The following is an 11,811-nucleotide window of genomic DNA, read 5'->3' on the forward strand; positions in this document are numbered from 1 at the left end:
AATTTTAATAATTATGGGCGTGTCCGGCTTGTCTATGACAAGATACGCAACTAAGGGCTTCGTTTTGGACATCTGAGCCACCTGCTTGTTTAGCGTGAATCGCTGGTTCAGCATACTCTTTATGGCACTCAATGCAGTTTTGTTGCACGATTGCTTTGCTCTTAGGGCTAGCTGAAAAAGCTACCGGGTTGTCCTTGAAAGTAAAAGCATAGCCATGGTGAAGACCGCTTTCTGCTTTCATTAGCCATTTGCCGACAAAGTCGTGTGGCAAGTGGCAATCACCACAAGTAGCGACATGCTGGTGACCACCTTTTTCCCAGCTCTCATAGACTTGGTTCATGACATGGCATTTTTTACAGGCGATTGGATCTTTGCTAAGATGCACTAGGCCGTCTGCATAGACAAATGTAAAAACACCGAAGCCAAACACTAAGCCTATCAAGGCTGAAAGAATGAGGCCGGCTACAGAAAAAGGCTTTTTCTGTGATGATTTGTTAGTAATCAAAGCACTCCTTTCATTTAAAATTTGTTAAGTTGGTATTTTAGCACGATTTAGTAAAAATTTATTGATTTAAATCAATAAATTTGCTTAAAATGTTACATAATTATAATTTATTACAAATTTTGTTTTATTTGGAATTTTAGTAGGAATTTAAAGATAAATTTTTGCAAATTTATCTTTAAATTTTGAGTTTATTCTTCGTCGCTTTCTAACTGCTCGAAGTCCATTTCTTCGATTTTATCGACCTTTGGTAGGACTAGATTTAAAACTACGCCCACGATTGCTCCTAGGCCAATTCCGCTAAATTTAGCAAAACCAAAATCCAGCACCAACCCGCCGATTGAAACGACTAAGATTAGCGAGATTATGACCATGTTTCGCGGATTTGATAGATCGACTTTGGCTTTGATGAGAGATTCCATGCCCACAGAAGCGATGATTCCAAAGAGCAAAATCATAATTCCGCCGATGACAGGCACCGGGATTGTGGCGATAAATGCGCCTAGTTTGCCCACAAATGCAAGCAAAATCGCAGTTATGGCTGTCCATGTCATAATGGCTGGGTTGAAGGCTTTGGTTAAGCGCACAGCGCCTGTAACTTCGCTATAAGTGGTATTTGGCGGACCACCAAAACACGCAGCTGCCGTAGTCGCCAAGCCATCGCCCAAAAGCGTGCTTTTAAGTCCTGGGTTTTTTAAGAAATTTTCCTTTGTGACATTACTAATCGTCAAAATATCGCCGATATGCTCGATTGTAGGGGCTATGGCGATTGGAAGCATGTATAAAATCGCGTTTAGATTAAAGCTTGGTGCACTGAAATTTGGCACGGAAAACCACTTTGCGTTGCTAATGGGCGAGAAATCCACGATCCCAAAGCACAGCGAGGCGATGTATCCTACAAAAATACCAGATAAAATCGGTATTAGCCTGATGATACCCTTGCCAAACATTATGGCGATTATCGTGGCGATTAGCGAGATAAAAGCGATGATAAGCGCGGTGGTTTGCGGGATCGCGTCGATATCCTTTGCCATAGCCATATTCACAGCTGTCGGGCTTAGGATTAGGCCGATTGCGATGATTACAGGACCCACGACGACTGGGGGCAAGAGCTTGTGTATGAAGCCATCACCCTTGTATCTAACCACAAAGCTAAGTGCGACATAGAGCAAACCTGCCGCCATTAATCCGCCCATTGTCGCACTCACGCCCCATTGCGATACGCTGAAAGTTATCGGCGTGATAAATGCAAACGAACTAGCCAAAAATATCGGCACGACCTGTTTTCTCGTGCAAAGCTGAAAAACAAGCGTTCCGATACCAGCCGTAAATAGTGCGACATTAGTATCTAGCCCTGTCAAAATCGGCACCAGCACCAGCGCGCCAAACGCTACGAACAGAAACTGCACGCCCAAAAGCGAATCTTTTAGTCTAAAATTGTAGCCTTCATACCTCTCTGCCATTTTCCCTCCTTAAATCATCTAAAAATCATCAAAATTCCGATTACGCACATTAAAATCGCGCAAAAAATCTCTAAATATCGCAAATGTGTTTTAAGCAAATTTTTCAAAATCGTTCCACCGAGTGAATACACGCTAAGCGCGATAATCTCGCTTAGACACATTACGCCGATTAAGCCGAAATTATAATAACCCAAAATTTGGTTAGCATCGATAAATTTAGGATAAATCGCGGCGAAAAATATCCATGCTTTGGGATTTGTCGTAGAAATCACAAAGCCTTGCGCGAATAAATTTTTCTCTATTTTTTGCTCTTTTTCTTCGAATTTTCCGTTGCTTCTAAAAAGCGAAATTCCAAGGTATAAAATGTAAATTCCGCCCAAAACCTTGATTACAAAAAGTGCGCTTGGGTGCGTTATCAAAAGCCCAGCAATGCCTAAAATGCAAGCAAGCGAAACGAGTGCAATGCCGATAGTTTGGGCTATGAGCGCAGGAAGCGAGCGTGCGTATCCATGCGACATGCCTAAATTTAGCGCATAAATCATATTAATGCCCGGCATTAGCGAAATCGGAAACATTGTAAGAAAAAATAAAATCATAAATTTCTATCCAAAAATTCCATACACAAAGACGACCGCTATGATTAGTGGTAGCACAAATCGCACATATACTAGCCAAATTTTGGCTAAACCTGCGCCTTGTTTTCCGCCGTTCGTGAGCTCATACACGGCGTCATCGCCTAGCACCCAGCCTACATAAAGGCTACACATCAAGGCTGTTAGGACAAAGAAAATATTTGCACTCACGAAGTCAAACGCGTCAAATATCGAGCGAGAGAGAATTTGCACATCGCCCAAGATATTGCTTGAAAGTATGCAAGGGATATTTCCTAGCACAAAAATAGCTAAAAGCACGATATTTGTAGATTTTATGGTGGTGAGGTTGAATTTTTCCTCGACATAATTTATCAAAACCTGATAAATCGTAAGCGATGTGGTAAGTGCTGCGATGAGCAGTATCGACAAAAACACGACGCCGATTAGATTGCCAAATGGCATATACGAAAACGCGATAGGTAGGGATTCGAACACTAGCCTTGTGCCCTTTGTAGGCTCTAAACCCACAGAAAAGAGCGCAGGGAAAATCATAAATCCCGCAAGCACCGCAATTATCGTGTTTATCACGGCTGTGAGTGTGGCGGTTTGGATTAAATTTTCTTCCTTGTCCAAAAAGCTAGAAAGGGTAATCATAACGCCAAATCCCAAAGATAGGGCGAAAAATACCTGCCCTAGCACATCGATTAGAAGCTTTGGCGTGATTTTGGCAAAATCGATACTAAGGTAAAACCCCACGCCCGCTGTCGCGCTAGGCAGGGTCAAATTTGTAACAATAACCGCGATAAAGCACAAAAAAAGTGCTGGCATGAGAAATTTGACAAATTTTTCGATTCCATCTATTATGCCCTTTTTTAGGATATACCAGTTAATAGCTACGAAAATAAATGTGTAAATTCCGATCCAAAGCGGGTTGTTTTCGATATTTGCGTTGTAGAAATTTTCCGTAAATTTTGGGTCTGTTATCGGGGCGGAGAGATTGAAATTTCCATTGATTATGTTGATAATGTATGTCAGAACCCAGCCGCCAAGCACCATATAATAAGCCAAAATTCCAAACGCGCCAATTAGCCCCATAATGCCTACGATTTTCCATTTTTGCGATATTTGCTCGCCATTAAGTTTTGGCACACCAAAGGCATCGACTGAATTTTTTAGCGCCCTGCGTCCGATGACATTTTCGACCAAAATCATTGGAATTCCAAGCGCAATCATCGCTACGCAAAATACAAAAACATACGCCCCACCGCCGTTTTCGCCGACTAAATACGGGAAACGCCAGGTGCAGCCAAAGCCGATTGTTGCGCCTGCGACGGTTAGGATATAGGTGAGTTTGTTACTCCAAGTTTGACGCTCCATTAGAACTCTTCTTTTTTAAGTTTTGCTAAAAAGTCCTCGATATCGTATTTGGCGCGGTATGTATCGCTCATAAGATGCACGATTATATCGCCCAAATCAACCACGCTCCAATCATCGCCTTCTTCAATCGCCAAAAATTCCTCGCCAGCTGGTTTGAGAGTGGTTTTCATCTCTTCAATCAGTGAGTATGCGTGGCGACCAGTAAAGGTCGTGGCGATGACTACAAATTTAGCTATGTATTCTTTCTCGCTCATGTCGATGATTTGGGGATTTTCGGCCTTTTTTTCGCTTAGGATATGAGCGATTTTTTCGGCTCTTTGTCTTACTTCTTGCATTTTTTTCCTTTGTAAAAATTTATTACTTCATCTTTGATTTGCGCTGGAATTTCGCCTTTTAAACTAGCGCGAAAAGATGAGGAAGAGATTTTAACATTAATATTAATTTTTGGCAAATTTGCCCATTTTGTGGGGATACTAGCGCCCTCTCTGGTGGCGATCACGAAGCAAACCAAATCTCGCAACTGCTCGAAATTTTGCCATTTTTCAAGCTCGGCGAGATTGTCTGCGCCGATGATGAGGTAAATTTGGCTAGGGTTAAATTTTTGTTTTAAAAATTTCACGCTTTCAATAGTCGCAACCTTGCGGTTTTGCGAGATTTCGTAATCGCTAATAAGGATATTTTCGCGCTCACCCCAAAGGCTTTGACACCATTTTAGGCGCAGGCTTGGAGGGGCTGTGAATTCGGACTTAAACGGATTTATAAAAGTTGGCATAATCACTAGCAAATCGGCTAAATTTGCGCTTAGAGCCTCTTTTACTATCGCGTCGTGTCCGGCATGAGGCGGATCGAAACTCCCGCCAAAAAGTGCGATTTTCACTATTATCCTTAAAATTTTGCCTTAAAATTTTGGCGCGATTATAGCGAAAATTTTTGATTTTTCCCTTGCTATCAAACTTGCGCCAAGCCAGTGTGTATTACATTAATCAATACGAATATTTTAAAAATCTTAAAAGTTCTAATTTTATCAAAATTAAACTAAAATTTGGCTACAATGTCGCAAATTTATTTTTGGAAAATTTAATTATGAAAAAATTTTATGCTATGGCTATACTTTTAGTAGCTGATGTTTTGTGCATTTTGATATCATTTTTCATCGCTGTGAGCGTGAGAAATTTCATAGAATTCGATTTTGCAGGCAATACACCGCAGCATTACAGCACCTATATTGGATCATTTTTTATATATGTTTTGATTATCGGCACATTAGCGTATCGCAAAATTTACACCAAACGCTATGATTTTTGGCATGAAAGTTATATTGTGTTTTCATCATGTATGTTTGCGCTGGTGATGATTTTTTTCTTGCTTGCGATTAACAAAAATGTCTCGCACTCGCGATTTGTGATATTTTTGGCGTTTGGGCTGTGCGCGGTTTTGATACCGATGTGCAAATTTTTTCTTAAAAAATACCTTTATCGCGTTGGAATTTGGCAAAAAAACGCTAGGGTTATCAATGGCGATAAAGAATTCCGCCGTGAAATCTTTAAAAATCACTATTTGGGCTATAAATTTACCCGTGGCGATGACTACGAGACCGTTTTTATCGCAAATAAAAATTTAAAGAGTATTGATGAGCTAAACAGGTTGGTCGAAGAAAATGTCATCAAAAACCGCGAGGTGATTTTCACTCCCGCTTTGCAAGGATATGATTTTGCTGGCGGAGAAATTTTCAGCCTTTTTAACTCTCGCACGAATTTATTTTTGCTGGAAAATTCGCTGTTAAAGCCGATAAATTATTTTATGAAGGGTTTGGTTGATTACATTGTCGTGCTTTTGGCTTTACCATTTTTGGTTGTGGCTTTTTTTGTGATTTTTGTTTTAATGAAAATCGAAGAACCAAAGGGAAAAATTTTATTTTCGCAACCACGAGCAGGCAGAAATAACAGACCTTTTAATTGCTTTAAATTTCGCTCTATGAGAGAAAATGGCGATGAAATTTTGAAAAATTATCTTGAAAAAAATCCCGATGAAGTCGAATTTTTTGATAAATATCATAAATATAAAAACGATCCACGCATTACAAAAATCGGAAATTTTATGCGTAAAACTTCGCTTGATGAGCTTCCGCAACTCATAAATGTCCTAAAAGGTGATATGAGTATCGTAGGTCCCCGCCCGTTTGTGGTCGGAGAGCGAGAAAACGGAGGAATAAGCCAAGCTGATATGAAAATTTTACTCCATGTAAAACCCGGCGTCACGGGACTAGCACAGGTTATGGGTAGAGGCGATACTGATTTTAAAATTAGAGCAAAAATGGATATTTGGTATGTCAAAAATTGGACGCTTTATGTTGATTTTGTGATTATTTTAAAAACCATAAAAGCCGTTTTATTCCGTGAGGGCGCAAGCTAAAATTTGGAATTTCAAAATTCCAAATTTCCCCCAAATTTGCTATAATCCCCTTTAAATTTCACATTTTACAAGGACACACATGAAAGCAATTGTAACAGTAGTCGGCAAGGACAAAGTCGGCATCGTAGCTGGCGTAGCTACCAAGCTAGCCGCACTTGGGCTAAATATCGACGATATCACGCAAACCGTTTTAGACGAGTTTTTCACAATGATGGCTGTGGTTAGTAGCGATGATAAAAAGGACTTCACGGCCCTTCGCAGTGAGCTTGAAGAGTTCGGAGCTAGTCTAAATGTCAAAATCAATATCCAAAGCTCGGCGATTTTTGACGCCATGCACAATATCTAAGGCGCGCAAATGAATATCAAGCAAGTAACCGAAACAATCTCAATGATCGAGGAGCAAAATTTCGATATCCGCACCATTACAATGGGTATTTCGCTTCTTGATTGTATCGACGCAAACCCCGAAAAAGCCTGCGAGAAAATTTACGCCAAAATTACAAAAAAAGCCGAAAATTTGGTAGCTGTGGGCGATGAAATTTCAGCCGAGCTTGGTATCCCAATCGTAAATAAACGCATCTGCGTAACGCCGATTTCGCTCATCGGTGCAGCCACGGATTTAGATGATTACACGATTTTTGCGCGCACACTAGATGAAGCCGCGCACGCTGTGGGTGTGAATTTCATCGGCGGATTTAGCGCTCTTGTGCAAAAAGGCTACCAAAAGGGCGATGAAATCCTAATCCGCTCAATCCCGCGCGCCCTAGCCAAAACCGAGCGTGTCTGTGCTAGCGTAAATGTAGGCTCGACCAAAACCGGCATAAACATGTCCGCTGTGCGCGATATGGGCGAGATCATCAAACAAACCGCGAATTTAAGCAAATTTGGCTGCGCTAAGCTCGTAGTTTTCGCAAACGCCGTCGAGGACAATCCCTTTATGGCGGGCGCATTTCACGGAGTAGGCGAGGCTGATGTCGTCATAAATGTCGGTGTATCAGGCCCTGGCGTGGTCAAACGCGCCTTAGAAAAGGTGCGCGGACAGAGCTTTGATATACTCGCTGAAACCGTCAAAAAAACCGCCTTTAAAATCACCCGCATAGGCCAGTTGGTCGGCTCAATGGCTAGCGAGAGGCTGGGCGTGAAATTTGGCATTGTAGATCTCTCGCTTGCGCCAACGCCCGCAGTTGGCGACTCTGTGGCGAGAGTGCTCGAAGAAATGGGCTTGGAGCGCGTGGGCGCGCACGGCACGACGGCTGCGCTTGCGCTTTTAAACGACGCGGTTAAAAAAGGTGGCGTCATGGCGTGCAACCAAGTCGGAGGCCTGTCTGGGGCGTTTATACCGGTCTCTGAGGACGAGGGCATGATAGAGGCGGTCAAGGCTGGCGCGCTAAATTTGGAAAAATTAGAGGCGATGACGGCGATTTGCTCTGTGGGGCTCGATATGATTGCGATTCCGTCCGATACGCCCGCAGCTACGATTTCAGCGATGATAGCCGATGAGGCCGCAATCGGCGTGATAAACCAAAAAACTACCGCTGTGCGCATTATCCCGTTAGGCCAAAAGGGCGATATGATCGAGTTTGGCGGGTTGCTAGGCTCTGCGCCAGTGATGAGTGTAAATTCGGCCTCGTCGGTTGAATTTATCGCCAGAGGCGGGCAAATACCTGCGCCGATTCATAGTTTTAGGAATTAAAATTTTAAATTTTAGTTTCGGCTTAAATTTGCAAATTCTCGCAGTGGCGCAAAATTTGCCATTGCGAGGCGTGCAACGCCGAAGCAATTCAAGGAAAATCCTTACTCTTGTATTTATTATTGCATTTCGCAAGCTAAAAACACTGCCTCGATGCTTGCTATTGTCAGTGCGAGGCAACAATGCTGTCGTGGCGATTTGCGAGATTAAATTTACGATTGGTTTTGTGTCATTATGAGTAAAGCTTTGCAAAGCAAAGAAGCTTTATTTAAATTGAGTATTTTTTTGGTGGGCAAGGATACCCGCCCTACGATACTCATCTTTTATCCTTTTCATTGAAATTTTTGTTTATTAAGTTTTGTTTTAAAATATCGATTATTTCGTTATATCCATATCCACATTTTTCATAATGAATACTTGTTTCGATAGATTGCATTTTTGCCATAAAATAGTTATACGGCATAAAATATTCATACTTTTTTGCTACCAAATTATTTTGGTAAAAAATATCAGCAGTATGTCTATAACCACTTTTACCACATTTTTTCGCTAAATCTGACAAATCCGAGTAATAACAACTTTTTAAATCATCGTTGGACAAAAAACTTATATTGCTGTCTGGGTATGAAGTGTAAGTATATGGAAAATCTTTTTTTATTATCACATAATCACTCTCTTTTATCTCATAATCATCACTTACGATTTCAATCTTAAAATCCTTTTTAATGTTGCACTCGTATTCAAATTTAAGTATCTTAAACCCGTCAAATACAAATCCGCAAGTGAAAAATAAAACCATTAAAGTAGCAAAAAAACGGGCTTTACTTGCAAATAAAAATTTATCATTTTTTGAAATTTCTACTTTTTCATAAGTTATTTTTTCGTCTATTTTGTGAATTTTAACTCTGTATTTTTTCTTGATTAATGCTAAAAATAAGAAAGTCAGAAAAAACACAAACACAAAAAATCCAAAGAAAATAAAAAGCAAAAATAAGATGATAAAAAATACTTTTGCAAATTTGTTTATCTGTGAATTCGCGATATATTTTATACACAACGCACAAGCAAACGCCACAATTAAATTAACAATTAAAATATCCATATAATTCCTTTGTGTTTTTTTGCAAATTCAAATTCGGTCAGTATTTAAAAATACTGAATTTATTCGAATTCACAAATTTAAACTCAAATTTGATTATTTGAATTTAAATTTATAAATTCAAGCAACTAGTAAATTTAAATTTGCAAATTTTTCATCATTGCTATCTATTATTCCGTCATTGTTTGTATCAAATTCACTTAATGCTTCAAAGCCGTTTTTACCGCTAGTATCGTAGGGTGGGCATCTTTTCCCGCCAAAAATGGAGACTATCAATCTAATTCTGACAAATCACTTTTGTTTGAGAATTATGGGCTTTAAATTTGGATTTGTCAGAGTTTATTTTATGGTCTCAAATTTTATCCAAATTTAGAGTTTTTTCATTTTCGCGATTTCATCACGCAATGCAGCGGCTTTTTCGAATTCGAGTTTTGAAGCGGCTTCTAGCATTTGTTTGCGAAGCTCTTTTATGATTTTGGCTCTCTCGGCAGCTGGCATTTTTTCTAATTTTTTCGCTTTGGTTAAAATTTCAGCCCCATCATCAATTTTTAGGCTTTCTTCTATGTTTCTGGTTGCCGAGTGTGGCGTTATACCGTGAGTTTTGTTATACTCATCTTGGAATTTGCGTCTAGCCGTGGTTATATCGATAGCACTTTGCATTGAGCGGGTGATTTTTTTGCAAAACATCACAACCTGCCCGTTTAAATTCCTAGCAGCCCGTCCCATAGTCTGAATAAGGCTAGTTTCCGAGCGCAAAAATCCCTCTTTGTCGGCATCAAAAATCGCAATCAAACTAACTTCGGGCAAATCTAACCCCTCACGGAGCAAATTTATACCGATTAGCATATCAAATTCGCCTGACCTTAGCCCCCTGATTAGCTCATTTCGCTCTATCGCATCGATGTCTGAGTGCATATATTTTACTTTAATTCCTAGTTCAAGGTAGTATTTGCTAAGCTCTTCTGCCATTTTTTTTGTTAGCACGGTTACTAAAATTCGCTCATTTCTAGCTATGACCTTTTTTGCCATGTCGTGCAGGATTTCGACTTGATTGTCGCTATCTTTTATGAGAATTTCGGGGTCTAAAAGCCCTGTCGGACGCAAAATTTGCTCCACAACCTTTCCGCCACTTAAATTCACTTCGTATTCATTTGGCGTGGCTGAAACGAATAAAAATTTGCCCTTTTTACTGATAAATTCATCAAACATCAAAGGGCGGTTATCAAGCGCAGAAGGCAGACGAAAGCCGTATTCTACGAGTGTCTCTTTGCGACTTCGATCGCCTGCGAACATACCTCGAAACTGCGGCAAAGAAACATGGCTTTCATCGACGATGACTAGGTAGTCTTGCCCCTTGCTCTCGTAGTAATCAAACAGCGAATACGGCGTTTCTCCGGCGTTTTGCCCTGTTAAATATCTCGCATAATTCTCGATTCCTTTGCAAATACCCGTTGCACTCATCATTTCAAGGTCAAATTCGACCCGCTGTTTTAGGCGCTGGGCTTCGACGAGTTTATTTTCATTTTCAAAAAATTTTAATCTCTCGCCAAGCTCTTCTTCAATGCCTTTAATCGCCGTTTTTAGGCGGTTTTCGCCGACGATAAACTGACTTGTGGGATAAAGGATAAATTTAGCCACGCTTTTTGTTTTTTTATTTTCCAAAACATCGAAATGATACATCGCTTCAAGCTCGTCGCCAAAAAATTCTAGCCTTATGGCTTCGTCGTTAAAATACGCCGGATAAATGTCGATCGTATCGCCGTTAGCGCGGAAATCGCCACGATCAAAAAAATTGTCGTTGCGTTTATATCCCATATCGACGAGTTTGCGAAGTAAAAATTTGCTAGAAAAACTTTGCCCTAGTTCAAGGTGAAGCACCATACCTTTGTATTCGGCAGGGTCACCCAAACCATAGTTTGCCGAAACCGAAGCTATCGTAATGACATCGTCAAAACTAAGCAAACTAGCCGTGGCTGAGAGACGAAGGCGTTCTAACTCGTCATTTATGGAGCTATCTTTTTCGATAAAAAGGTCTTGGCGTGGGATGTAGGCTTCTGGTTGATAATAATCATAATAGCTGATAAAATACTCGACATGATTTTGCGGAAAAAAGCCCTTAAATTCGCTATAAAGTTGCGCTGCAAGGGATTTGTTGTGTGTCATTATGAGAGTTGGAATTTGCAACTTTGCGATGATATTTGCCATAGTAAAGGTTTTTCCGCTTCCAGTAACTCCGAGCAGTGTTTGATATTTTTCGCCGTTTTTGATACCCTGCACGATTTTTTCTATCGCGTTTTTTTGATCGTCGCTTGGGGTAAATTTTGATGATATTTTAAAATTTTGCAAATTTTTCCTTTATTTTAAAGCTAAATTTGGTTAGAATAAAAACTTTAAATTATATCTAAAAAAGGACAAATATGGAATCAATCTTTGACGAAGAAAAAAAAGTCGAGAGTTTGGGTCAAAAGGTCGAGGAGCTTATCAGAAGATACAGCGAGGCTAGGGAAGAAAACGCGAGATTGCGCGCAGAGCTAGTTAGTATCAAAGCGCAAAATGAGGCGATTAGTATGCAGCTTGGCACGCTAGAAGAGGACGCCGAGTATCGCAAACTAAGCGACGAGGAGCTTAGCAAAAAACTAGATGAAATTTTTGCAAAAGATGAATTTGACAACTAA

The 11,811-nt window shown here is 40.3% G+C and carries 13 protein-coding genes; 4 read left to right on the top strand and 9 right to left on the bottom strand.

Annotated features, from left to right (window positions below; translation table 11 throughout):
- Window positions 1-4: 4 nt before the first annotated feature.
- The 6 genes from nrfH to nadD all read right to left on the bottom strand — a co-directional run bounded on the left by nrfH (window position 5) and on the right by nadD (window position 4,812).
- Entirely contained in the window at window positions 5-505 is a 501-nt protein-coding gene (gene nrfH / locus OFO10_RS07560) for a cytochrome c nitrite reductase small subunit (RefSeq protein WP_270859678.1), read from the bottom strand.
- Window positions 506-693: 188 nt separating this feature from the next.
- A complete protein-coding gene (locus OFO10_RS07565; protein WP_270859677.1) occupies window positions 694-1,965 on the bottom strand; it encodes a uracil-xanthine permease family protein in 1,272 nt (423 codons plus the stop codon).
- A gap of 14 nt (window positions 1,966-1,979) precedes the next feature.
- On the bottom strand, window positions 1,980-2,561 hold the full coding sequence (locus OFO10_RS07570; RefSeq protein WP_270859676.1) for a LysE family translocator: 582 nt from the start codon (window positions 2,559-2,561) through the stop codon (window positions 1,980-1,982).
- 6 nt (window positions 2,562-2,567) lie between these two features.
- Window positions 2,568-3,935: a sodium-dependent transporter gene (locus OFO10_RS07575; RefSeq protein WP_270866715.1), complete on the bottom strand. Its 1,368-nt coding sequence runs from the start codon at window positions 3,933-3,935 to the stop codon at window positions 2,568-2,570.
- Window positions 3,935-4,270, bottom strand: coding sequence for a ribosome silencing factor (gene rsfS, locus OFO10_RS07580; protein ID WP_270859674.1), 336 nt, complete (start codon window positions 4,268-4,270; stop codon window positions 3,935-3,937). The genes OFO10_RS07575 and rsfS overlap by 1 nt, the downstream gene beginning before the upstream one ends.
- On the bottom strand, window positions 4,258-4,812 hold the full coding sequence (nadD, locus tag OFO10_RS07585) for a nicotinate (nicotinamide) nucleotide adenylyltransferase (protein WP_270866716.1): 555 nt from the start codon (window positions 4,810-4,812) through the stop codon (window positions 4,258-4,260). Before nadD ends, rsfS begins: the two co-directional genes overlap by 13 nt.
- 206 nt (window positions 4,813-5,018) lie before the next feature.
- Between nadD and OFO10_RS07590 the strand changes: the two genes are divergently transcribed.
- The 3 genes from OFO10_RS07590 (at window position 5,019) to OFO10_RS07600 (ending at window position 8,040) form a co-directional block, all read left to right on the top strand.
- The gene (locus tag OFO10_RS07590) at window positions 5,019-6,347 is read left to right on the top strand and encodes a sugar transferase (protein WP_270866717.1); all 1,329 of its coding nucleotides are present in this window, start codon (window positions 5,019-5,021) and stop codon (window positions 6,345-6,347) included.
- Between the two features lie 79 nt (window positions 6,348-6,426).
- Window positions 6,427-6,693, top strand: a complete 267-nt coding sequence (locus OFO10_RS07595) for an ACT domain-containing protein (protein ID WP_270858301.1) — start codon at window positions 6,427-6,429, stop codon at window positions 6,691-6,693.
- A gap of 9 nt (window positions 6,694-6,702) precedes the next feature.
- Entirely contained in the window at window positions 6,703-8,040 is a 1,338-nt protein-coding gene (locus tag OFO10_RS07600) for a PFL family protein (RefSeq protein WP_270866718.1), read from the top strand.
- A 313-nt stretch (window positions 8,041-8,353) separates the two neighbouring features.
- Here the strand turns inward: OFO10_RS07600 and OFO10_RS07605 are convergent, their stop codons facing one another.
- The 3 genes from OFO10_RS07605 to uvrB all read right to left on the bottom strand — a co-directional run bounded on the left by OFO10_RS07605 (window position 8,354) and on the right by uvrB (window position 11,482).
- Window positions 8,354-9,139: a hypothetical protein gene (locus OFO10_RS07605; protein ID WP_270866719.1), complete on the bottom strand. Its 786-nt coding sequence runs from the start codon at window positions 9,137-9,139 to the stop codon at window positions 8,354-8,356.
- Between the two features lie 117 nt (window positions 9,140-9,256).
- The gene (locus OFO10_RS07610) at window positions 9,257-9,412 is read right to left on the bottom strand and encodes a hypothetical protein (protein WP_270866720.1); all 156 of its coding nucleotides are present in this window, start codon (window positions 9,410-9,412) and stop codon (window positions 9,257-9,259) included.
- 93 nt (window positions 9,413-9,505) lie between these two features.
- On the bottom strand, window positions 9,506-11,482 hold the full coding sequence (gene uvrB / locus OFO10_RS07615; RefSeq protein WP_270866721.1) for an excinuclease ABC subunit UvrB: 1,977 nt from the start codon (window positions 11,480-11,482) through the stop codon (window positions 9,506-9,508).
- Between the two features lie 71 nt (window positions 11,483-11,553).
- On the opposite strand from uvrB, the gene OFO10_RS07620 reads away from it, so the two are divergent.
- Window positions 11,554-11,811, top strand: a complete 258-nt coding sequence (locus OFO10_RS07620; RefSeq protein ID WP_270858296.1) for a hypothetical protein — start codon at window positions 11,554-11,556, stop codon at window positions 11,809-11,811.

This window comes from Campylobacter sp. VBCF_06 NA8, assembly GCF_027737825.1.
Lineage (GTDB): Bacteria > Campylobacterota > Campylobacteria > Campylobacterales > Campylobacteraceae > Campylobacter_B.